This window comes from Gracilibacillus timonensis, assembly GCF_900086715.1.
Classification (GTDB): domain Bacteria; phylum Bacillota; class Bacilli; order Bacillales; family Amphibacillaceae; genus Gracilibacillus; species Gracilibacillus timonensis.
Genome location: NZ_FLKH01000012.1, coordinates 888,427 through 911,626 on the forward strand (window position 1 = coordinate 888,427; position 23,200 = coordinate 911,626).

24 protein-coding genes are annotated in these 23,200 nt (G+C 40.1%); 19 read left to right on the top strand and 5 right to left on the bottom strand.

From position 1 onward, the window contains the following. Nucleotides 1–306: 306 nt before the first annotated feature. Nucleotides 307–939: a transporter gene (locus BN6556_RS15400; protein ID WP_066193071.1), complete on the top strand. Its 633-nt coding sequence runs from the start codon at nt 307–309 to the stop codon at nt 937–939. Next, on the top strand, nt 939–1,556 hold the full coding sequence (locus BN6556_RS15405) for a trimeric intracellular cation channel family protein (protein ID WP_066193073.1): 618 nt from the start codon (nt 939–941) through the stop codon (nt 1,554–1,556). Before BN6556_RS15400 ends, BN6556_RS15405 begins: the two co-directional genes overlap by 1 nt. Before the next feature lie 19 nt (nt 1,557–1,575). Here the strand turns inward: BN6556_RS15405 and BN6556_RS15410 are convergent, their stop codons facing one another. Beyond that, complete coding sequence (locus BN6556_RS15410; protein WP_066193074.1) at nt 1,576–2,244, bottom strand: TerC family protein; 669 nt, start codon at nt 2,242–2,244, stop codon at nt 1,576–1,578. A gap of 1,055 nt (nt 2,245–3,299) precedes the next feature. Between BN6556_RS15410 and BN6556_RS15415 the strand changes: the two genes are divergently transcribed. Then, the gene (locus tag BN6556_RS15415) at nt 3,300–3,731 is read left to right on the top strand and encodes a BrxA/BrxB family bacilliredoxin (RefSeq protein WP_066193075.1); all 432 of its coding nucleotides are present in this window, start codon (nt 3,300–3,302) and stop codon (nt 3,729–3,731) included. A 162-nt stretch (nt 3,732–3,893) separates the two neighbouring features. Here the strand turns inward: BN6556_RS15415 and prli42 are convergent, their stop codons facing one another. Beyond that, nucleotides 3,894–3,998, bottom strand: coding sequence for a stressosome-associated protein Prli42 (gene prli42 / locus BN6556_RS21970; protein WP_149867529.1), 105 nt, complete (start codon nt 3,996–3,998; stop codon nt 3,894–3,896). A gap of 169 nt (nt 3,999–4,167) precedes the next feature. On the opposite strand from prli42, the gene BN6556_RS15420 reads away from it, so the two are divergent. Both BN6556_RS15420 and BN6556_RS15425 read left to right on the top strand, forming a co-directional pair. Continuing rightward, nucleotides 4,168–5,286 (top strand): M20/M25/M40 family metallo-hydrolase, encoded by a 1,119-nt coding sequence (locus BN6556_RS15420; protein ID WP_078060117.1) that lies wholly within the window; start codon nt 4,168–4,170, stop codon nt 5,284–5,286. Then, nucleotides 5,283–6,416 carry a DNA polymerase IV gene (locus tag BN6556_RS15425; protein ID WP_066193079.1) on the top strand — a complete coding sequence of 378 codons (1,134 nt, stop codon included), beginning with the start codon at nt 5,283–5,285 and terminating at the stop codon, nt 6,414–6,416. Before BN6556_RS15420 ends, BN6556_RS15425 begins: the two co-directional genes overlap by 4 nt. Before the next feature lie 31 nt (nt 6,417–6,447). Here BN6556_RS15425 and rnz read toward each other — a convergent pair whose 3' ends face one another. Both rnz and BN6556_RS15435 read right to left on the bottom strand, forming a co-directional pair. Then, entirely contained in the window at nt 6,448–7,362 is a 915-nt protein-coding gene (gene rnz, locus BN6556_RS15430; RefSeq protein ID WP_066193081.1) for a ribonuclease Z, read from the bottom strand. A 201-nt stretch (nt 7,363–7,563) separates the two neighbouring features. Continuing rightward, nucleotides 7,564–8,292, bottom strand: a complete 729-nt coding sequence (locus tag BN6556_RS15435; RefSeq protein WP_066193083.1) for a glycerophosphodiester phosphodiesterase — start codon at nt 8,290–8,292, stop codon at nt 7,564–7,566. Between the two features lie 301 nt (nt 8,293–8,593). Here BN6556_RS15435 and BN6556_RS15440 point away from each other — a divergent pair, with 301 nt between their 5' ends. Both BN6556_RS15440 and BN6556_RS15445 read left to right on the top strand, forming a co-directional pair. Beyond that, nucleotides 8,594–9,382 (top strand): SDR family NAD(P)-dependent oxidoreductase, encoded by a 789-nt coding sequence (locus tag BN6556_RS15440; RefSeq protein ID WP_066193087.1) that lies wholly within the window; start codon nt 8,594–8,596, stop codon nt 9,380–9,382. 13 nt (nt 9,383–9,395) lie between these two features. After that, nucleotides 9,396–9,710, top strand: coding sequence for an iron-sulfur cluster biosynthesis family protein (locus tag BN6556_RS15445; protein WP_066193088.1), 315 nt, complete (start codon nt 9,396–9,398; stop codon nt 9,708–9,710). Between the two features lie 510 nt (nt 9,711–10,220). Here BN6556_RS15445 and BN6556_RS15450 read toward each other — a convergent pair. Then, nucleotides 10,221–11,135, bottom strand: a complete 915-nt coding sequence (locus tag BN6556_RS15450; protein ID WP_066193089.1) for an aldo/keto reductase — start codon at nt 11,133–11,135, stop codon at nt 10,221–10,223. A 185-nt stretch (nt 11,136–11,320) separates the two neighbouring features. On the opposite strand from BN6556_RS15450, the gene BN6556_RS15455 reads away from it, so the two are divergent. The 12 genes from BN6556_RS15455 (at nt 11,321) to sigF (ending at nt 22,484) form a co-directional block, all read left to right on the top strand. Continuing rightward, entirely contained in the window at nt 11,321–11,866 is a 546-nt protein-coding gene (locus BN6556_RS15455; RefSeq protein ID WP_066193091.1) for an NUDIX hydrolase, read from the top strand. A gap of 1 nt (nt 11,867) precedes the next feature. After that, nucleotides 11,868–13,031, top strand: a complete 1,164-nt coding sequence (locus BN6556_RS15460; RefSeq protein WP_066193093.1) for an endonuclease Q family protein — start codon at nt 11,868–11,870, stop codon at nt 13,029–13,031. A gap of 82 nt (nt 13,032–13,113) precedes the next feature. Further along, on the top strand, nt 13,114–13,761 hold the full coding sequence (gene spoIIM, locus BN6556_RS15465) for a stage II sporulation protein M (RefSeq protein WP_066193095.1): 648 nt from the start codon (nt 13,114–13,116) through the stop codon (nt 13,759–13,761). Between the two features lie 101 nt (nt 13,762–13,862). Next, the gene (fur, locus tag BN6556_RS15470) at nt 13,863–14,342 is read left to right on the top strand and encodes a ferric iron uptake transcriptional regulator (protein WP_066193097.1); all 480 of its coding nucleotides are present in this window, start codon (nt 13,863–13,865) and stop codon (nt 14,340–14,342) included. A gap of 81 nt (nt 14,343–14,423) precedes the next feature. Then, on the top strand, nt 14,424–14,642 hold the full coding sequence (locus tag BN6556_RS15475; RefSeq protein ID WP_066193099.1) for a DUF4227 family protein: 219 nt from the start codon (nt 14,424–14,426) through the stop codon (nt 14,640–14,642). A gap of 12 nt (nt 14,643–14,654) precedes the next feature. After that, the gene (gene xerD / locus BN6556_RS15480; protein ID WP_066196461.1) at nt 14,655–15,542 is read left to right on the top strand and encodes a site-specific tyrosine recombinase XerD; all 888 of its coding nucleotides are present in this window, start codon (nt 14,655–14,657) and stop codon (nt 15,540–15,542) included. A gap of 1,198 nt (nt 15,543–16,740) precedes the next feature. Next, the gene (deoB, locus tag BN6556_RS15490) at nt 16,741–17,916 is read left to right on the top strand and encodes a phosphopentomutase (RefSeq protein ID WP_066193103.1); all 1,176 of its coding nucleotides are present in this window, start codon (nt 16,741–16,743) and stop codon (nt 17,914–17,916) included. 16 nt (nt 17,917–17,932) lie between these two features. After that, nucleotides 17,933–19,234 (top strand): pyrimidine-nucleoside phosphorylase, encoded by a 1,302-nt coding sequence (locus BN6556_RS15495; RefSeq protein WP_066193104.1) that lies wholly within the window; start codon nt 17,933–17,935, stop codon nt 19,232–19,234. 414 nt (nt 19,235–19,648) lie between these two features. Further along, nucleotides 19,649–20,797 carry a D-alanyl-D-alanine carboxypeptidase family protein gene (locus BN6556_RS15500; RefSeq protein ID WP_078060229.1) on the top strand — a complete coding sequence of 383 codons (1,149 nt, stop codon included), beginning with the start codon at nt 19,649–19,651 and terminating at the stop codon, nt 20,795–20,797. Nucleotides 20,798–20,937: 140 nt separating this feature from the next. Further along, a complete protein-coding gene (gene spoIIAA, locus BN6556_RS15505; RefSeq protein WP_066193107.1) occupies nt 20,938–21,291 on the top strand; it encodes an anti-sigma F factor antagonist in 354 nt (117 codons plus the stop codon). Beyond that, nucleotides 21,288–21,728: an anti-sigma F factor gene (gene spoIIAB / locus BN6556_RS15510; protein ID WP_066193111.1), complete on the top strand. Its 441-nt coding sequence runs from the start codon at nt 21,288–21,290 to the stop codon at nt 21,726–21,728. Before spoIIAA ends, spoIIAB begins: the two co-directional genes overlap by 4 nt. A 9-nt stretch (nt 21,729–21,737) precedes the next feature. Beyond that, nucleotides 21,738–22,484, top strand: a complete 747-nt coding sequence (sigF, locus tag BN6556_RS15515) for an RNA polymerase sporulation sigma factor SigF (protein ID WP_392388598.1) — start codon at nt 21,738–21,740, stop codon at nt 22,482–22,484. The last annotated feature ends 716 nt before the right edge of the window (nt 22,485–23,200 follow it).

Consider the following 23,200-nt stretch of genomic DNA (forward strand, 5'->3'; position numbering starts at 1 on the left):
GTCTAAATCCTACGGAGCGCTTTTTGACATGCCGCTAATTAGGTAATGGTCACAAACTTCCAAATGACGCCGTATAATAGAAGAAGCTCTACAAAAAAACATCAATACCTGCCCAGTCTTATATTACGCATTAAAAGTATATACTTTTTTCTATCTTTTCCTATTTGATAAAAAAGCGATTCAAAGACTGTTTTAGAAACTTTCCCTTCCAAATCGCTATCTATGTGTGGTAAAATCAGGACGTTCCTATCTGTGATGTAACACAGTCAATAATTATGTTTTTATATCTTTTGGAATGGTGATGGGATGAAAAATAAAGCAAGATATATCTATGATATACTGATGATCAGTTTGGTTATTATAACGATATTAACCTTATGGGTCGATCACGAAGTAAATTCCATGGTGAATCTAGTAGTTTGGTTGGTTTTTTTAGTAGACTATCTGGTACGAATACTGACAGCGCCAAATAAATGGCAGTTTATTCAGAAGAACCCGTTTCTTCTATTGGCAGTAATACCGCTTGACCAATTTTTTCAGGTGGCCAGAATCGTACGGGTTATTTACTTGTTTCGGATCAAAACAATTACCAAGTACTATGTAACACCATACCTAAAGAATTTATCTTATGTGAAAAAAATATTATTAGGTTCAGTTGTTCCAATTATTGTCGTGATCAATGCTAGTGTTATTTGGCTGATGAACAACAGTTTGACAACATGGATAGAGTCATTGGTGGTAACAGCTAAGCATTTATTTGTGTTTGCTAATAGCTTGCAAACCGTTAATCATTTTCCAACGATCATTCTATTAACGCTGACATCCATTGTAGGTGTTATTATCCAAGGTCTTGTGCTTCAATGGCTTTTTGATCGAATGGCAGAACTTTGGAGTAAACGAAAAGAAGTTTTTCCATCATCCAATAAGGAGAGGTCCTAATGTTTTTAATTGAGACGTTTGTATATATTGGCACCATTGCCTTCGCTATATCAGGGTCATTACTGGCTATCAAAAAAGACTTGGATGTCTTTGGTGTGCTTCTGTTGGGTTTAACAACGGCATTAGCTGGAGGCGTGATACGTGATTTGATGATCGGGAATATACCTCCAACCAATCTGGCCGATCCTCAATATTTTTTAGTGAGTCTGTTGGCTAGTTTAGCTACAATTCTTTTTTATGAAAAACTGAATCGGTTTGAGCATGGGATCGCTTTTTTCGATGCGATTGGTTTAGGTGTTTTTACCGCAGTAGGTGCGAATGCGGCAATTAGTTTAGATTATTCCCAGCCTTTTCTGATTATTACAATGGGTTTGGTGACGGGAATAGGCGGCGGTGTCTTAAGAGATGTCTTTGTGCGCGAGATTCCACTGGTGTTTCGCAAAGAAATCTATGGTATCGCCTCGATTGCTGGTTCAGTCGTCCTTATCTGCACTTATGAATTCATTTCACTCACTGTAAGCCTATATTTATGCTTAATTATTACCTTGATTATTCGTATCCTTGCCTTAAAATGGCGTTGGAATGTACCTATTGTGCAAAAGAAAACAAATATATAATCATCGGCTGGATGTTATGCTAGGACTCCAGCCGCTTATTGGTAGAATATCCGCTGATAATGACACCAAGTGTTAGAATCGCGCTTAATAAAATAGTGACGATCCCAGTTTCTAGCTGAAAAAAATGATAAATGAAAGGTTCATGCACGATCATATCTACACCTGTATATACCAAAATGGCGGAACCAATATAAATGAGATAAGTAAAGCGTTGCATCAGCCAGACAATAAATTTTGCTCCGAAAATCATCAAAGGGATGCTAATAAGAACACCTAAGGCTAACAATGGAAGGTGTCCTTTAGCGGCACCAGCAATGGCTACTACATTATCAAGGCTCATCACAACATCTGCTAAGATAATGGTACCTACTGCCCCATAAATAGAAGGCGAGGAAGCTATTTTCTGGTTTTCATCTTCTTTTAAAATGATTTTGTATCCAATCCATATCAGTAGTAAACCTCCAATAAAATAAATAAAAGGATAACCTAACAGAAAAGTAATCCCACTGGCAAATAGTATCCGTAACAAGATAGCGCCTGCCACACCCATTAGAATTGCCCTGTTCTGGTATTTCTTTGATAGGTTTTTGGTTGCCATCGCAATGATTAATGCATTATCACCCGACAGTACAATGTCAATAGCAATAATATGTAGTAAGCCCATCCAATCTATATGAAATAAATCCATCCTATCCCTCCTACACAAAGCTTGTTTCTTTCATCTTATGCTTGTCTCTTCTGAAAATATACCTGTTATCGTGATACCAATTTTGTAATAAAAAACCGTGCAAAACCCGCCCGGCGCTTTACGAATAACTAAAAATAGCCACTGAACTGTCGATAAGTTGGATTATGTAAAGTAAGTAGCCCACTTTCTGGAGTGGTAAGTTTGATCGTTTTATCTGTGCGAAGCAAGCGCTCCGGGAATATGCTGCGCTTTCCGTGGGGCCGGCTTCAGCTAACTTGCAAAAGAAGAGCACTTTTACAAGTGGATCTTCAGCTCGTCCTGGTCCCACAGGAGTCTCCGCATATTCCCTCCGCTAGATGGAGTACAACAATGGTTGTTACTGCAAGAAGGAAGCATTCTAGGTACCTAGACAATGTTGTAGCATAAGGAGAAGTCGTCAACTGATTCCATGGTATAAATATAAAAGTCATAACGTAGGATCGAATCGTTCTTAGAAAAAGGTTATGCGGTTTGCTTATTGGCAGAAATATAGTGTCTGGAACACTTCATCTTCGCAGCCATTCGATTGTAGTGCTACTACCCAGCGGAGGAAATAGGTGGAGACTCCTGTGGGAATAGCGCAGTGTGAAGACCCCGCAGGAAGCGACCTTTGCTGACGAGGAGCCAAGCCCACGGAAAGCGGAACCTATTTCCGGAGCGCTTCTCAGCACATAAAAAACGTTCAACATGATCACTTGGAGTAGCCTTTTACTTTACATAATCCATCTTATCGGTACTCCGGTTTATTCTAGGTCAGACCATATCAAATCCCCTTATATCAATGATTATCAATCTTCTTAGCTTATTAGAAAAACCGGGCTTAAACCTGTCCGATCCCTTACCGTCCAATTAATACTGCTGGCTTGTCTGTATCCGTAACCTGCAAGATGATCTGATGGATATTTTAGCAATCATAATCAAAAGAAGTCGCATATCAGTAAAGCTAGCTGATTGAAAAAAACGCTGATTCTTGTTACTATTTTAATTATAAACAATGAAGAGAGGAAAGTGAGACAATGGATTTTAATTTATATATGGGTGATGTAGCCGAATCTGCAAGAAAAGAGATCAGAGATGCTGGTTTTACGGAATTAATGACATCAGAGGAAGTGAAGGATTCTTTAGAAAAGCAAGGAACAACATTGGTAATGGTGAACTCCACTTGTGGTTGTGCTGGAGGCGTAGCTAGACCCGCTGCCGCAAGCGCTATTCATTATGACAAGCGTCCGAACCAATTGGTAACTGTTTTTGCTGGTCAAGATCGAGAAGCAACAGAGACAGCCCGCCAATACTTTGAAGGATATGCCCCTTCCTCTCCATCGTTTGCTTTATTAAAGGATGGTAAGATTGTCAAAATGGTAGAACGTCATGAAATTGAGGGACACAGTCCAGTTGAGGTTGTCACTAAGCTGCAACAACTATTTGAAGACAACTGTGATGAATTGTAAATAAGATTCAAAATGCTGAAAGTGTTGTAAAGTTACTTAATAGAGCGGACAAGTTTAGGCTTGTCCGCTCTATTATGGAATAAAAAAGGTGCTGTTTCATTAGCCATTGTGAGAATATGTGATCAGACGGCACCGTAGATTCAATCTGGGTAAGCCATGGTCTTAGTTGATAAACATCGCTAACCCGGTAGTGAATACAGATAGTACCATGGCCACAATCATAATATATATAACCAGCCTAATGCGTCTTTGTCGCTTAGATGCCACTATAAATCCTCCTTTAGTAATTGAGCTTTTTGAACATCCTTTGAAATCGTGTAAAATAGAGGTATGTTCCCATCCTAATCATAGTTTTTATTTTACATCGAATAGCGAACGGGGACAAGGGAATAGTTGTGAAAATAACAAGAAAACATAATAAAAAGGAGTTCATATGATGATTAATCGAGAAAGAGTTGTGGAGCAGTTTCTGACGTTAGTACAGATTAATTCAGAAACTACTAAAGAAAGACAAATTGCTGACTATTTAATTGAAAAATTCCAAGATCTAGGGTTGAAGGTAGAAGAGGATGCAACAGCAGAAATCACTGGACATCAAGCTGGTAATATCATAGCAACATTAAAAGGAAATGACCCTAATAAACCATCCATTTATTTTACCGCCCATATGGATACCGTTGTGCCCGGCAATGATGTAAAACCGGTTATTCGTGAAGAAACGATCTATTCTGATGGAACAACCATTCTAGGTGCAGATGACAAGGCAGGTATCACTGCCATTATAGAACTTATTCATCAATTGAAAGAGCAGCCAACAACACACGGAGATATCTCATTTGTGATTATGAGCGGAGAGGAATCGAGCTTAGCGGGATCCCGTCAATTTGATACAAGTCGATTGACGGCTGATTATGGCTATGCTTTAGATAGTGATGGCGATATTGGCACGATTATCGTGGGAGCACCGGCTCAAATAAGGCTAACGGCACTTATTAAAGGGAAAGCAGCGCATGCTGGTGTTCAACCGGAAAAAGGGGTTTCGGCCATCAGCATAGCGGCTAAAGCAGTTACACAAATGCCTTTGGGGCGAATTGATCAAGAAACAACGGCTAACATTGGCAGCTTTGAAGGCAAAGGACCGACCAACGTCGTTTGTGAGGAAGTACAATTAATTGCGGAAGCCAGATCATTGAAGGAAGACAAGTTAACCAAGCAGGTGGAAGCGATGGAACGTGCCTTAAAACAAACAGCGGAGCGAATGGGAGGAGAGGCAGAAGTTACTTTGGAAAAACTATATCCAAATTATAACTTCACAGAAACGGATCAAGTCGTTGACGTAGCGACACAGGCAATAAAAAACATGAATAAAACGACCAAGCTGACCGTAAGTGGCGGTGGAAGTGATGCCAATAATATGTCAGGCAAAGGAATACCAACCGTCAATCTTGCGGTAGGATATCGGCATATTCATACAAAAGCAGAAAATATCGATATAGATGATCTTACAGAAGTACCCTTGTTAATGTATCATATTGTTAAAGAAGCGGTAAAATGAGTTCCAATCATCCAGGATACCCCAAGAATGGTCGTGTGATTCTGCATGTGGATATGAATAGCTTTTATGCGTCGGTAGAGATTGCAGACGATCCTTCTTTAAAAGGGAAGCCATTAGCCATCGCAGGTAATCCCGATGAACGAAAAGGGATTATAGTAACGAGCAGTTATGAGGCAAGAAAAAAAGGAGTCAAAACGACGATGACGTTGTGGGAAGCGAAGAAATTGTGTCCTCAACTGATAGTTAGACGACCAAAGCATGAGCGATATCGCGAGGTTTCTGGTGAGATTTTTCGTATACTAGAGGATTATGCAACCTTTGTTGAACCGGTATCGATTGATGAAGCGTTTCTGGATATTACAGATAGCTACGATCTAGGACATCCGGTTGAGATAGCCGAGGCTATTCAACAACATATTGCCAATGACCTCTCGTTACCCTGCAGCATTGGCATTGCCCCCAATAAATTTTTGGCAAAGATGGCCTCTGATATGAAGAAACCAAATGGGATCACCATATTAAGAAAGCGTGATATTGTTGCTAAACTGTGGCCGTTACCGATTGAAGAAATGTATGGGATTGGTCGTAAGACAGCGGCAAAATTAAACAAATATGATATTTTCACCATTGAAGATTTAGTCGAGTCTGATACCGTACTGTTAAAAGGGATTCTGGGAATCAATGGGGAACGATTAAAAACACGGGCGTTGGGGGAAGATCCAAGGCCGGTAGACCCTGAAAAAGCGGCCAGCTTCAAAAGTATTGGAAGCTCGCAAACCTTTCCGCATGATATTGTGGATTACGATGAATTACGGGGACAATTACGTTATTTAGCTGACAAGGTGGAGAAACGTTTAAAACGTAAAAAAGCAGTCGGAGACAGTGTGCAGCTTACGATTCGTTATAATGATCGCAAGACAATCACAAGAAGAATCAAGTTGAAGGATTATATTGAAATGGCTGATGAGCTCTTTGCTTATGCGGAACAATTATTGGAGCAGCATTGGAATAGTGAACCAGTCCGTTTGCTGGGGGTCACCATACAAAACGCAGTGAAAAAAGAAGGGATGACCTATCAGCTTGATTTATTTCAATACTTGAATGAAAGGGAAAAACAAGAGGATCAGTAAACGAACGGATCTTCTTGTTTATATAAGTCATTCAAACGATAAAGGAGGAAAAATCGGAAGCAATGGCTGTCTGTGGAAACAGGCATTGTGCTTCTGCCAACAACTGCTCTGTTTGGTCTAACTGAAAACGAGAAGAAATATGGGTAAGTATTAATTGTTTTACAACAGCTTGTTGGGCAAGGCTTGCAGCCTGTGTAGTGGTTGTATGGTAATAATCATAAGCAATCCTCTCCTGATCTTTACTAAAAGTTGCCTCATGAACAAGGAGGTCAGCATGTGCAACAAAGTCCACTGTTTCCTTCATGGTTCGCGTGTCACCAAGAATAGCAACGTGTTTCCCTTTTTTTGCTTTTCCAATAAAATCTGCCGTTGCAACGGTTTCGCCGTCTGGCAGTGTGACATAATCTTGTGTTTTAAACTGTTGATAAATAGGCCCTGGTGCAACGCCTCTTTGCTTTAGCTTGTCTGCTTGTAACTGACCAGGGCTGTTCTTTTGTTCGATTCGATAACCATAGCTGTCGATGCCATGATCTAATCGCTTCGCAAAAACTTGAAATTGATCATTTTCATAAATCTTTCCTTCCGTTACCTCTTTGATTAAGATAGGATAAGCAAGTCGCGATTGGCTGACCTGGAGAGAGGTTTCTATGAACGCCTTTAAACCTTTTGGACCATAAATCGTCACAGCTTCTTTCCCTCCTTGAAAGGATCTGCTGCTTAAAAAGCCGGGGAGTCCAAAGATATGATCACCATGTAAATGGGTAATAAAAATATGACTCACTTTGCGCGATTTAAGGGAAGTATGTAATAGCTGGTGCTGTGTAGCTTCACCACAATCAAACATCCATAAGCTATTCTGTTCTTGTAATGTATCTAAGATAATCGATGTCACATTGCGCTGTTTGCTAGGCATACCAGCACCCGTTCCTAAGAAGTTTATTTTCATGAGTCCCTTCCTTTCTAAAAATTAGCTATATAAGTTGAACGTATAAATGTAACAAAAACGTGCGACAAGCAAGCCTTTGCTCGCATGATTTCCTGATAATACATCGTTTGATCCATTCACACTGCGTAAATGGATCAAGAGCACATACCAGATCCATGAGAAATGATTTCATTCAACTTATATAGATAGATTAGAGATCCTTTATAAGGAATCTCTTGCCTGTTTGGCTACCTGGGGCACGTCTGTGAAAATAGCATGACAACCCAGTCGTATTGCCCTTTTGATCGTAGCTGGCATATTTACAGTATAAACAGCGACATATAGTTGATTGGCTTGAGCCAGTTTTATTAATGGACCTGATAACAGACGATAGCGAATGTGAATGCCAGCTGCTTGGATGTGTGTTCCATAGCTAATCAAATCTTTGGCTTTTTTTCCTGATAGTAGGCTGTAGTCGATAGATTGCTGCCATTCACTAATATGTTGAATGCTGCGGTGATTGAAGCTGGATATCACACTTTTCTCCAGCATTTGATAATCCGCTAATTTGTTATAAACAACCCGCTCTATCCCTTGGTAAGCAAAGACGTTATTTTTCAATTCAATGTTTAAGGCCAAATGTTTATCTTGATTCCATTTTAACAAATCATCTAACGTAGGGATAGTTGTCCCTTGATAAAAAGGATTTTTCCAGCTGCCAGCATCGAGCTGCTTCAATTCTTGATAGGTTTTATCTTTAATATAACCCTTGCCGTTCGTGGTGCGTTGTAACTTCTCATCATGAATAAGCACAGGGATGTTGTCTTTTGTTAATTGTACATCCGTCTCAATGCCATCTGCTCCCTGTTGATAGGCCAAATCAAAGGCTGGCATTGTATTTTCCGGAGCTTGCTTGCTAGCCCCGCGATGTGCATAAATAATCGTTGTCATGAATTTCTAAGCCTCCAAAAAACGCTGTGTTTCTTTGTATTGTCTTTAAAAAATATATAAAAGTCAATGTAAATGTCTTTGAACTGCAAAGAGTTTGCCTCGTTTTTTATATAACCAATCTTCTTGCAGTTTGTGATCCGGATTGCTTTCGTAATTAATAGTCGGACGGGTTTAAGCATAGTTCTTAGTCAGATCAATCAGCCGGTTTTGGTGATGGTGGGAGCCTATGATATGATAGCAGGAGAAGAAGTGATACGATCACCAGCTGCTGTATGTAAATGGGATAGATAGGGGGAGCAGGATGAGCAAACTACAAGGGAAATATGTACTAATCACAGGGGCTTCCGGTGGTATTGGGGAGGCGATTGCCTATCAAGTGGCTGAACAACAGGGAATCCCTATATTGGTGGCTAGAAGCCAAGAAAAATTGCAAAAAATCGCTAGTCAGATAACGGCCGGCTATCAGGTGAAACCAATCATACGGGTAGTAGATATCACCAACTTTCAAGAGTGGGAGCAAATCTTGCAAGGTTTGATTGCTGAGCTAAACAGGATCGATGTCCTCATTAATAATGCGGGTATTGGTTATTTTGATCGCTATACGGATATGGAATGGGAACGAATCGATCATATGGTTACTCTCAATAACCGATCGTTGTTTTTTACGACCTATCAGCTATTACCCCACATGTTTGAAGGGACAGACGCACATATTATCAATATAGGTTCACAGGCAGGAAAGATAGCTACACCAAAATCAGCCGTCTACAGTGCCACCAAAGCGAGTGTTATCAGTTTCTCGAATGCATTGCGGATGGAACTAGATGGAAAGGTACGGGTTACTTCTGTCAATATTGGTCCTGTGTCTACCAGTTTTTTTGACACTGCTGATCCTTCTGGACAATATCAACAGAGTGTGGCTAGATACATGTTAAACCCGGATGATGTAGCAACCAAGGTAGTGCAAGCGATTTTCACCCGAAAACGAGAGGTTAACCTGCCAGCTTGGATGCAGGCTGGTAGTAAATTATATCAGATCGTACCCAGGGTGGTAGAGCTATTTGGCAAACGGCTATTTAATAAAAAATAGGGAGGCAAGACAAATGCAATTAACCATAACGGAACGTGCACTTGAAAAGTTATATCAATTAAAAGGCGACAAGCATATATTACTTGCCTTAGTCTATGACACAGATGATTGCGGCTGTGGCGTCAATGGGGTACCTGCTATACAATTGATCAAGGAAGTGTCCGCAAAACAAGAACCAATTGTATGTGATCAAGCAAAAGTAGTGATACAACAGCAGCAGGCGGTTTTCTTTAACAAGGAAATGAAGTTGGATTACAACGGGGCCACATTCCGCCTCTCCAGTCCGGAAGAAATGTTAAACCCATTCATCCATGTGCAAGCAGTATAGTTGTGATACAGTTTCTTCCGCCTGTTAGTCTTTCTGCATCAAGTTCCATTTATTGCAAGAACGCAAAGCGCAGGAGCGCCCTCTTAAAAACGTAGAGACCTGCGCGTTGCAACTGAGATAAAGGAAACACGGCGACGTGAGGAGTCGATGTTGACTTTCACCCGCAGGGCATAAGTGCGACTTTAGCTCTGTCTGCGCCTGTTGGCTTGCCAGTCGCTAAGTCTTCTTATCGTAGGGCGTGTCGTGAAATCTCTAAAGTTTGGCGCCTGGAGCTGGACACGGCTGTTCCTGAATAAAAATTTATTCATGCAAAATGATATACTTTCTTATCTTATAAGAATAGCCGGGCAAAACCCTGCCCGGTCCTTTATTACGAATCAAAAGAAGCTATGGATTGCCGGGTCGTTTCAACTTAACATCTCTCCAAATTTTATTTGCTTTTCTTTCATACAAAAAAGGGACACATCGCAAGTCCAATCGTTGCATGTCTCCCTTTTTGTAGAGCATATCCTAAATGCGGTGTGCTTGATACTGGCTGGCTTTGGTGATTCGCTGGGCCTGCGTGAATTGCTCATTGTCAAATGATTGTTCCAGTGCATATACGTTTTCCTCTAACTGGCTTGGTGAGCTGGCGCCAGCAACTACAGAAGCTATTCCAGGCTGGTTCAGGATATACTGTAAGGATAAACCAGTCAAGGTTTGCCTCTCTCTTAATAAATTAGAAAGCGCACGAACGGTATCGGTTAACTCTCCTTTCTCATAATCCAGGTAGCCTTTCTCTCCTTTTCGGTTAACAAGCTCTTGCCCTTTTGTACTAAGCATACCTTTGGCAAGTGATCCTCTAGTAACCACACTGATGGAATGAGAGGAAATCGTCGGTAATAACTCTTCCGGCCGCCGATCTAATAAACTGTATTGCATCATGATACTACTGATCTGTGAATGCTTGATATATTGATCGATGACATTGGGGCGGATTGACGAAATACCATAATAGCGGATTACGCCTTCCTGAACAAGTTCTTCAAATGCCTCGATCGTTTCGTCTATCGGATCTTCTATCGTGCCACCATGTAATTGATATAAATCAATATAGTCTGTCTGTAGCCGCTGCAAGCTTGTTTTTACCTGTTCTTTAATGTAAGACTTTCGTGGATCCCAGAACCAGCTGCCATCGTCTTGCAGATGATTACCAACTTTGGTAGCTAGTACAAATTGATTGCGTTTTTGTTTCATTACTTCCCCAACCAATTCTTCATTACGACCTTGATCGTAAAGATCAGCTGTGTCCAAATAATTAATCCCCAAGTCAAGGGCAGCATCCATGATTTGTTCGGCTTGTCTTTTTTCTGTTCCTAATGACATACAGCCTAATGCAAGCGTAGACACATCTAAAGAAGTGTTACCTAATGTTCGTTTTTCCATGATAAAAAACTTCCTTTCTTCCTGAAAACTGTGATCCTGCTTTGCCTATTCCCGTCATTTGGAGAATAAAACACGTATATTTATCGCGAGACGAACATCCGTCAGACAGCAGGCTCACTTTATTGTACAAAATCCACGGATAGAATTACAATAAAAGAAGGAAAGAACAAGAAAGGAAGTTAGCGATGCATTCATTTGAAGAAAAGACCTTAGAATCAAAGCCCATTTTTAACGGTAAAATTATTGAAGTACAAGTTGATCAGGTGAGTCTACCCAATGGTGAAAATTCCACGCGTGAACTGGTGAAACATCCCGGCGCCGTTGCTGTGATTGCCTTAACGGAAGAGAATAAAATCGTATTCGTCAGACAATATCGTAAACCATTAGAGAAAGCACTTGTTGAAATACCAGCAGGCAAGCTGGAGGAAGGAGAGCAGCCAGAAACTACTGCAATTCGTGAATTAGAGGAGGAGACTGGGTATACGACGGATCACCTTCAACTGATCCAATCATTTTATACTTCCCCAGGATTTTCCGATGAGATTGTTCACTTGTATTTGGCAGATCAATTACAAGTGTTGGATACGCCAAAGCTGCTGGATGAGGATGAATTTGTTGAACGTATGGAATTAACATTAGAAGAGACAGAAGAGCTCGTGGAAAAGCAAGAGATTCACGATGCCAAGACGGTTTATGCCTTGTTATATTTGAAGTTGCGAGGAATGAAATAGTATGCTGCATTCCTATTATGCGGATTTACATATCCATGTAGGAAGGAATATCCAAGGAGGGCCGGTCAAGATAACTGCTTCTGATCAGTTAACGATTACCAACCTCCTTGAGGAAGCCAGTCAACGAAAGGGAATAGATATCGTTGGGGTTATTGATTGTCACGCTCCACTTGTATTACAGGAGATAAAGCAGTTGATTGCTGATGGAAAAGCGTACGAGAAGAGTCATGGTGGTATTCAGTTTAAGGATACAACACTGTTGCTGGGTAGTGAAATCGAGATTTATGATCAACATTGTCATGGGCCGATTCACGTACTCTGTTTTTTTCCATATATTCAGACTATGCAAAGGTTCTCTGGTTGGCTGTCTCAACACATGAAGAATGTTGAATTAAGTTCACAACGTTATTATGGCAGTGCTCTTTCCCTTCAAGAACAAGTAAAGCAGTTAGATGGCTTGTTTATTCCTGCCCATATTTTTACCCCTTTTAAAAGTTTATATGGAAAGGGTGTGAATCGATCGTTGACAGAGGTATTTCATCCTGCTTTAATCGACGCTGTGGAGCTTGGTTTAAGTGCCGATACCAGCATGGCCGATCATCTGCAAGAATTAGCTAACTATTCGTTTTTAACAAATTCGGATGCCCATTCTTTAGGGAAGATTGCCAGAGAGTATCAGCAATTGATCCTGCACGAGGCAAGCTTTTTAGCCTTAAAACAGGCGCTGCAGCAACAAAGTGGTTGTCGAATTGCAACTAATTTTGGCATGAATCCCAGACTAGGGAAATATTATACGACGGTTTGTGCCAAATGTTTGGCACCTTTCAAGGCAGATAAATGTAAGGAGTGCAGCTCTTCTAAGTTTATTAGAGGAGTGAAAGAACGGGTGGAAGAGTTAACTGACACGTTTCAGATCAACACGAATCGGCCAGATTATTTCTATCAAGCTCCTTTAGAATATTTACCTGGCTTAGGGACGAAAACATTGGATCAACTGTTAGTCCATTTCGGAACAGAAATGAATATCATTCACCATGTCCCAATAAAACAATTAGGTGAAGTGATTCCAGATAAGCTTGTCCAGCTGATCATCGCCTTACGTCAAGGAAAACTATCTATTCAAGCAGGTGGGGGAGGGCGGTATGGTAAGGTTGTGTTCGAATAATATTTTACCACTAAGGTTTGTTCTATTTCGCTAGCTATTATCATAGAGTAGCAATAGAACAAAAGTGGAGGATGTGAACACAATGCAGCTGCCTAAAAAGCAAAATAATATTTTACAGCATATGGTTAAATATCATACGATTTACTTGTTTACAATTATCTTGTTTGTGACTGGGATTGTCTTTGGTGCTATCATTGTCAACAGTATGACATTCGTACAGAAACAAGATTTGTTTTTTTATTTAGAACGATTCTTTTTAGGTTATGTCCAAGAAGATGGAGTTTCTCAACTAGAATTGTTCAAAAATGCCTTGTTTTATCATATACAGTTTTTGGCGCTTATCTTCTTTTTAGGAATTGCAGTTATCGGAGTGCCGATCATTTGGGTGTTGTTATTTGTCAAAGGGGTTGCTGTTGGTTTTACCGTTGGTTTCTTTGTAAGTCAATTAGGTGCAAAAGGGTTGTTATTTTCCTTTGCAAGTATTGCTGCCCAGAATTTGATTATCATTCCGATCTATATTATTGCAAGTACGTTGGCGATGATATTCTCAATTTCCATTCTGCAAAGTATCTTCTCGAAGCGGTATAAACGACCGATGATTCCAAGCTTTTTTCGATATGCTACTGCCTTTATCTGTTTTATGTTGATCATTGCTGTCGCTGCTTTGATGGAATCTTTTGTGTCTTTTGAGTCGATTAAAATCATTGCCGACCAGCTGACTATGGAATGAAATTATTAATTAATAATAATTATTATCAACTTTTTATAATTATCTGAATTGACATCCTACATTAGAATACTTATAATTGAAGATGTAGGGAGGTCTTTATTATGGAATATCGATTAGACCGTATCAAGAAGAAATTACATGCACAAAGTTATAAGCTTACACCACAGCGTGAGGCGACTGTTAGAGTATTATTAGAGCGAGAAGAAGATCACTTAAGCGCGGAAGATGTCTATTTATTGGTGAAAGATAAATCACCGGAAATAGGACTGGCCACGGTGTATCGAACCTTGGAATTATTAACGGAATTAGATATTGTAGATAAAATAAACTTTGGTGATGGAGTATCCCGCTACGACTTGAGAAAAGAAGGAGCGAAACATTCCCATCATCATTTAGTATGTACAGAGTGTGGATCTGTCGAAGAAATAACAGATGATCTATTAGGAGATGTAGAAGGTATTGTTCAAGATGACTGGGGTTTTATTGTCAAAGATCACCGTTTAACCTTCCATGGTATTTGTCAAACATGCCAAGAGCGTATCTGTCAAAATTGTGAAGCGAAAAAATTAGCAGCAAATTAGGTATATTTTTCTGATCTAATGGCATAAATTTTAATAGAGAGAATGTTTTAGAATAAACCTTTCTATTAGGAGCGAGATGTCATGAATGCAGTTGTTAAAATAGGCCTTGATTTGCTAAAGATTTTTGTAGTATTTGTAGTCTGCACCATATTGTTTTATTATGTATTAAGGGCGTTTCATAGTGAATATGAGAAGTTAGATCGTTACGAGTCTCCTCAAGGGAATGCAGTAAAGGTGATGAGTCAGGAAGAAACCGATATGTGGAAACGCCTGAGTATTTTTTTTCGATTGGGAGAATAAAATATGGATGAAATGCAGTATCCGGTAGAAGAGTTTTTTCATTATTTACGCATCGAGCGAGGTCTGTCGGAGAACACGTTAAAAGCATACCAGCGTGATCTAAGGAATTACCTGGATTTTTTGCGTGAAAGTAGACAGATGAAGAATTGGCAGCAAGTCACCCGTCATGAAGTCATGCAGTTTTTATATCATTTGAATGATCAAGGCAGATCCTCTGCAACCATTGCAAGGGTATTGTCTTCTTTGCGATTATTTCATCAGTTTTTGATTAGAGAGTATCAAATAAAAGAGGATCCTAGTCTGCATATTGATACGCCTAAGGCTGGTCGCACACTGCCAAAAGTATTGTCAATGGCAGATGTGGATAAGTTATTAAACATACCGGCAGTGGATAAATTTGCGATTAGAAACAAGGCAATGCTGGAAACATTATATGCCACTGGATTACGGGTAACCGAATTGATTTCGTTAACCATGAATGATCTGCATCTAACCATGGGTTTTGTTCGTTGTTTTGGCAAAGGTTCTAAAGAACGCATTGTACCGTTAGGTGATATGGCCAAAGACGCAATAGAGAAATACTTGCAGTCGGCAAGGCCGGAATTAGTACATAAAAAGCAAACGGAAACGGTATTCGTTAATCACCATGGAAATCCGATTTCACGACAAGGTTTCTGGAAGATTATTAAAACGATTGCCAAACAGGCAGGAGTAGAAAAGGAGCTTTCTCCTCATACCTTGCGCCATTCCTTTGCTACTCACTTATTGGAGAACGGTGCGGATTTAAGGGTAGTGCAGGAAATGTTAGGACATGCCGATATTTCGACAACACAAATATACACCCACGTATCCAATACACGCCTAAAGGATATCTATAAAACGCACCATCCAAGGGCATAACACTACTTTTGGAGTCTGGCAAAAAGGAATCTACCTTTTACCAGGCTCCATTCTTCATTCTGCCTCAGCAAAATATAAAAATCTACAGTAGTTGAATACAAAAGCTTATTCAGAACATTAAAGAAAAACCGGGCAAAATTCGCCCGGTCCTTGACGCATAACTAAAAGTAGCCACTGAACTGCCGATAAGATGGATTATGTAAATTGGCAAGTCCATCTATTCCATGTAGTAAAGTTGATTGTTTGCCAGTGCTAGGAAACGCTCCGGAAATAGGTTCCGCTTTCCGCGAGCTTGGCTCAGCCTCCTCGTCAGCAAAGATCGCTTCCTGCGGGGTCTTCACACTGCGCTTTTCTCGCAGGAGTCTCCACCTATTCCCTCCGCTAGATTGGCGTACAACAATGGTTATCTCTGCAAGGAGAAAGCGTTCTAAGTACCTAGACACTGTTGTAGCAAAAGAAAAAAATCGTCAACTGATTCTTTGGCTGCGTAATGGATCACGGTACTAATATAAAAGTCATAACATAGGATCCAGCCGTTCTCAGAAAAAGGTTATGCGGTTTTCTTATTGGCAGAAATATAGTGTCTGGAACGCTTCATCTTAGCAGTCATTCGATTGTAGTCCTGCTACCCAGCGGAGGAAATAGGTGGAGACTCCTATGGGACCAGGACGAGCTGAAGATCCACTAAAAAGTGCTCTTCTTTTTAGTTAGCTGAAGCCGGCCCCATGGAAAGCGGAACTTATTTCCGGAGCGCTTGCTTTGCACAGATAAAACGGTCAAACTCACCACTAAGGAAAGTGGGCTACTTTACATAATCCATCTTATCGGCACCACCATTCGTTCAAGATCAAAATCGGTCCACATCCTTTCATACTCAGAATTCTATACTTTCTTATCTTTTAAGAAATACTGTGCAAACCCACCCCAGTCCTTTATTACTATATAAGTTGAACGTACAAATGTAACAAAAACATGTAACACAAGTCTTTGCTCCTATTATTTCATTCAACTTATATCATCAAAATAACATGCTGACTACCGTTTATTACTTGCTCTGAGTTTATGGTAAAGGACTGGAGGGGGGAACTTGATTTTTCTTTTCGCCGAATGCTCATGCGTAAATCCTTGCGTATAGTCTCAAATAATATGGTATACTAACGGTAAATACAGGGTATTGCAGTAGTAGGAGGGAAAAAAGATGACAAATTTTAATCGTGTATTTTTGATTGTACTTGATTCTGTTGGTATCGGTGAAGCACCTGATGCAAAGCAATTTAATGATGTCGGGGCAGATACGCTTGGTCATATTGCCGAGCACCGACAAGGATTAAATATGCCTGCTATCGGTCAACTAGGCCTAAGCAATATAAGAGAAATTAAAGGAGTTGCTCCAGCAGTGCCGCCAAAAGCGCATTATACCAAAATGCAAGAGGCTTCCAATGGCAAGGATACAATGACCGGGCATTGGGAAATTATGGGCCTTTATATGGAGACACCATTTCGAACCTTTGAACAGTTTCCTAAGGAACTGATTGACAGGATCGAGCAGAAAACCAATCGTAAAGTGATCGGTAATAAACCCGCCTCAGGGACGGAAATTATCAAGGAATTGGGGCAACAGCACATGGAAACAGGTGATTTAATCATTTATACCTCTGCCGATTCCGTTCTACAGATTGCTGCGCATGAAGACATTATTCCGGTTAATGAACTGTACGATATTTGTGAGTACTGCAGGGAAATAACCAAAGAAGAAAAATATATGATTGGCAGGGTTATTGCTAGGCCGTTTGTTGGCGAACCTGGAAATTTTGAACGGACGGCTAACCGCCACGATTATGCGCTCAAACCATTTGGTTATACGGTGATGAATGCACTAGAGGATGAAAATTATGATGTCATTGCCTTAGGTAAAATCTCGGATATCTATGATGGAGAAGGGGTAACGGAAGCAATTCGAACATCAGGTAATGATGACGGAATGGAAAAATTCATCCAATCGATGGATAAGCCGTTTCATGGACTAAATTTCTTAAATCTTGTCGATTTCGATGCAAAATATGGACACCGACGTAACCCAGACGGATATGCGGAGGCGTTAGAGACATTTGATCAACGTTTACCAGAAGTGCTTGATAAGCTGAAAGAGGATGATCTATTAATCATAACCGCTGATCATGGTAATGACCCAACACATCACGGTACCGATCATACGAGAGAATATGTACCACTGTTGATATATCATCAAGGTATCACAGAAGGAAAGAACCTGCCCATACGAAAAACATTTGCTGACATAGGTGCAACGATTGCTGAAAATTTTGCAGTGAAAATGCCAGAATATGGAACCAGTTTTCTGAAAGATATCCAATAAAGAGGGGGATCTGACCATGCGCATGATTGATATTATTGAACGAAAACGAAATGGCGAAAGTTTGTCTGAACAAGAAATTGCCTACTTTATTGAAGGTTATTTAGATGAGAGTATCCCCGATTATCAAGTATCCGCTTTGTTAATGGCCATTTATTATCAGGACATGTCGCAAGAAGAAATAGCTTATCTAACGAAGTATATGGTTGCATCCGGTGACACGATTGATTTGAGTTCCATTCAAGGGCATAAGGTTGATAAGCATTCAACAGGTGGTGTAGGCGATAAAACGACCTTTATTGTCGGACCATTAGTAGGAGCTGCTGGCATCCCTGTTGCGAAAATGTCTGGCCGGGGGCTGGGTCATACAGGCGGAACCATTGATAAATTGGAATCGATCACAGGTTTTAAAGTGGAGTTAACCAATCAGCAATTTATTGATAATGTGAATCGTCACAAACTAGCTGTTGTCGGTCAGACTGGTAATCTTGCACCGGCAGATAAAAAGCTGTACGCCCTTAGAGATGTAACAGCAACAGTCGATTCCATCCCGTTAATCGCCAGTTCCATTATGAGTAAAAAGATTGCCTCAGGAGCAGATGGCATTGTTTTGGATGTCAAAACTGGTTCAGGGGCTTTTATGAAGTCATTAGAAGATTCTCAGCGATTGGCGGAAGCGATGGTTACCATTGGAAACCAATTAGGCAGACAAACTATAGCGGTGATTAGTGATATGAATCAGCCACTTGGATTCGAGGTTGGCAATGCGAATGAGGTAAAAGAAGCGGTGCAGGTATTACAAGGAGAGAAGATTGCGGACCTTCGTGAATTAGCAGTTGAGTTAGCAGCTCAAATGACCTTAATTGCAGGTATTTATGATCATTATGACACTGCTGTACAAGCCTTAGAAGCAAAACTGGATAATGGTGAAGCACTAGCCTGCTTCAAAGATTTTATCGAAGCACAAGGTGGAGATTCCGCGTTTATCGATGATTTCAACCTTCTTCCTCAACCTTCTTATAATATAGAGGTGAAGGCACATACAGATGGTTATATTCACGAGATGGCAGCAGAGAAAATCGGTCTGGCGGCCATGCATTTAGGAGCTGGCCGTGCCACAAAAGAAGATACGATTGATCATAGCGTAGGCATTACCTTGAAAAAGAAAATCGGTGATTCTATTGTAAAAGGAGATACATTAGCCATTTTGCACAGTAACAAGGATCAAGCAGACGAAGTAGGCGAGATTGTCAAACAAGCCTATACTATTTCCCAAAGCCCTGCTGAACCAAGACAAATGATTTACCGGGTAGTGAAGTAAGCTAACATTTTTCATCAACTAACTTAGATATTATTGTAACAAGAAGGCAGCTGCTGATAGAGCAGACCTGTCTTCTTTTTTTGTTAGCAATAAAGGGACATAGGGATGGGAAAGCGTTTTACCTTGCAAATCAAACCCATGAACGCGGAGCCTACCCATGGGCAACGTGACATCACCTAACTTAGCGGCAGTGACTTGGTTTTGCGATAAAGGCTCAGGATGCTTTTCACCCGATTTTCTTAGTAGAATGACCTCCTCTAAGAAAATTCATCTGATCCCCGTTTTATGTGACGATCTTTTCTACTGATTTTTGCACTTCTAGTTATATTTCTAGTTTTATTTGGAAAAAATAGAGATGTTACTATTCTGGAGGTGAATCGATTGAAAAAGTCAATCATCCGTTTCATATGCATCATGCTACTGCTTCTATCCATTCCAAATATGGCATTAGCCCAGCAAGAGACGGCCGAAAAGGAAGAAGAGAATCTAGAGTTAGCCACTCACTCCACGTCAGCTATCTTAATGGAAAGGGATACAGGAACCATCCTTTACGATAAAAATGCAGAGGAAAAGCTTCCTCCAGCAAGTATGACAAAGATTATGACGATGTTATTAATTATGGAAGCACTGGCAGATGGACAAATTACGTTAACGGAAACGGTGCAAGTGAGTGAACATGCAGCTTCTATGGGAGGTTCGCAAATATTTTTAGAAGCTGGAGAAGAAATGACCGTACATGATCTGCTAAAGGGGATTGCTGTTGCTTCTGGAAATGATGCAAGTGTCGCAATGGCTGAGCGGATTGCAGGCAGCGAAGAAGCCTTCGTAAAAAAAATGAATGCCAGAGTAAAAGAACTTGGTTTGACATCAACCAAATTTCAAAATGCCACAGGCTTGCCTGCAGATGATCATTACAGTACGGCGCATGATATGGCAGTTATGGCAAAGGCCTTGTTGAAACATCAGGAGATTACCGAGTATACCGGTATCTATGAGGATTATTTGCGGGAAGGAACAGAAGATGAGTTCTGGTTGGTGAACACTAATAAACTAGTTAAATTTTATGATGGTGTAGATGGTTTAAAGACCGGTTATACCAATGAAGCAAAATACTGCTTAACGGCAACCGCAGAAAAAAATGGTATGCGCACGATTGCGGTGGTAATGGGGTCAGATAATACCAAAAACCGCAACAGTGATGTGACTGAGCTGCTGAATTATGCTTATTCACAATATCAAACCAAGTCTCTCTTTGAAAAGGATCAAGTTGTTACGTCGTTTGAATGGCTAAAGGCAGATAAAAATAAGGTGGATGTTGCTACGAGCGACAGTGTATCGATTCTATATGCCAAAGGTACAAATATGGATAATATGGACACACAAATTACCATCGATCAAGATATCCACTTACCGCTGACGAAGGGGACAACCGTGGGTAAACTTGTGGTAAAAAATGGAGAAGAAGTATTAAGCGAAACGGATTTGGTTTTATTAGAGGATATGGAGCAGGCTAATTTATTTCAGTTATTTAAACGTACCTTTCGTTCCTTTTTTCACTTGTAATAGGAATGTATGGAGTGAAAGAGAAATAAAGTCGAATCATTACTAGTTTCGCCGAATAGTTTCTAGTTTTGTCAGGTGGCAGGATTATACGAATGAAAAATAGAAAAAAGAGTTATCGAAAAAAATGGGAGGGAACTATCATGCAATTACAATCACAATTTTCAGTTATGGAGGATGTCTTAATTGTTCGATTAGATGGTGAATTGGATCATCATTCCGCTGCCAAGCTGAAATTAGAGTGGCAACAAAGAATACAAACAGGCAACATTAAACATGTCGTACTTAATTTGAATAAACTCCATTTTATGGATAGTTCTGGTTTGGGCGTGGTATTAGGCCGTTATAAGGAAATTAAACAAATTGGTGGCGAAATGATCGTCTGTTCCGTCAATCCGCCCGTCAAACGATTATTCAATATGTCGGGCCTCTTTAAGATTGTCCGGTTAGAAGCAGATGAACATTTCGCATTAACCAGTTTGGGGGTGGCGTCATGAATAATGCAATGGAACTGAAGTTTAAGAGTATTAGTGCCAATGAGTCCTTTGCACGTATTGCCGTAGCCTCCTTCGTCTCGCAGATCGATCCTAATATGGATGAATTAACCGAAATCAAAACAGTCGTATCTGAAGCAGTTACCAATGCAATTATTCATGGATATGAAGATGATCCCAATCAAGATATTTATATTCGTTGTTCGTTAACGGATGATTTTTTATCAATAACCATCGCTGATGAAGGAATCGGGATTGATAATGTTGATTTAGCCAAAGAGCCTTTGTATACCTCCAAACCAGAATTAGAGCGTTCGGGGATGGGTTTTACCATTATGGAGAATTTCATGGATCGTATTAGCATTACATCCCATCCAGGAGAAGGTACAAAAATAAATATGACCAAACAATTTCAAACCATCAAGAGCATGTGTAAGTAGGTGATGCCTATGAAAACACAAATGTCAAAGACATCACCATTAAGTGATCATGAGGTCAAACAATATATTCAATTGAGTCAAAAAGGCGATGAAGAAGCCAAAGCCATCCTCGTTGAAAAGAATATACGATTAGTTTGGTCTGTTGTACAGCGATTTTTGAATAGAGGTTATGATCAAGATGACTTGTTTCAAATTGGCTGTATTGGTTTGCTTAAATCAATTGATAAGTTTGACTTGAGTTACGAGGTGAAATTCTCAACTTATGCGGTACCGATGATTATTGGTGAAATTCAACGATTTATTCGCGATGATGGAAGTTTGAAGGTAAGCCGATCATTGAAGGAGATTGGAAATAAGATCAGAAAGGCGCAAGACGAGCTTACGAAGCAATTCTCAAGGGCACCTACGATTCAAGAAATTGCCGATGAACTGGAGCTGACGCCAGAAGATGTAATTCATGCACAAGAAGCCATCAAAAAGCCGCAATCGATACACGAAACGGTTTATGAAAATGATGGTGATCCCATCACCTTACTAGATCAAATTGCAGATATGAATGATAACTGGTTTGATAGACTTTCTATTGAACAGATTATCAATGACTTAGATCAACGGGAGCGATTAATCGTCTATTTACGCTATTACAAGGACCAAACCCAAACCGAAGTAGCGGATCGATTGGGCATATCACAAGTGCAAGTGTCACGGATCGAAAAAAAGATTTTGGATAAAATAAAAACAGAAATGCTAACCTAACATGTTCCGCTAGAAAAAATCGGACAGTGCTCCTCGAAAGGAGTCTATGTTCGATTTTTTTGTTTGTAAAATTCACCTATGAAGCGGTTTAGCTCTTTAAACGGGGGCCAAATAATTGAAATGGAATCCATGCCAATGCACTAAAAAATCACCACCTCTGATAAATACCGATAAAGTGGCCTTACCATTGCTTTTTCAAGTGGAACTTCCGCTCATGCCGCAATGTACAGGAAATGTAAAGTGCAGGTGTTGTGACTGGACGTCATGGGTTTAACCTGCGAATGACTTACCCGTCTAGGTGATTGGTCTACGCTAAGGAATAATAATTCCACACTTCTAGCAAGAATTAGCATGACGGTGATCTGATACGAAATCCTGTTTGTATGCTTGATTTTTTGCTGAGGCTAAGAAATAAAACTTCCTTCACCATCATCGTTCTATATCAGTTGAGTGAAATAAATTCTCATGCATCTGCTATGTGTTCTTGATCCATTCGTGTGATTATCTCATCATACTGCGTAAATGGATCAAACGAGGTATTAGCAGGAAATCATGCGAGCAAAAACTTGCTTGTCACACGTTTTGTTATATTTATTCGTTCAACTTATATCGTCACAAGAACCATTTTATAAGTTATCTATTTTATGGTAGGTGCAATGATTTTTGCATGGATCAATCACTGTGATACCTCCTATGTTTCCAATATAAAAGTCATA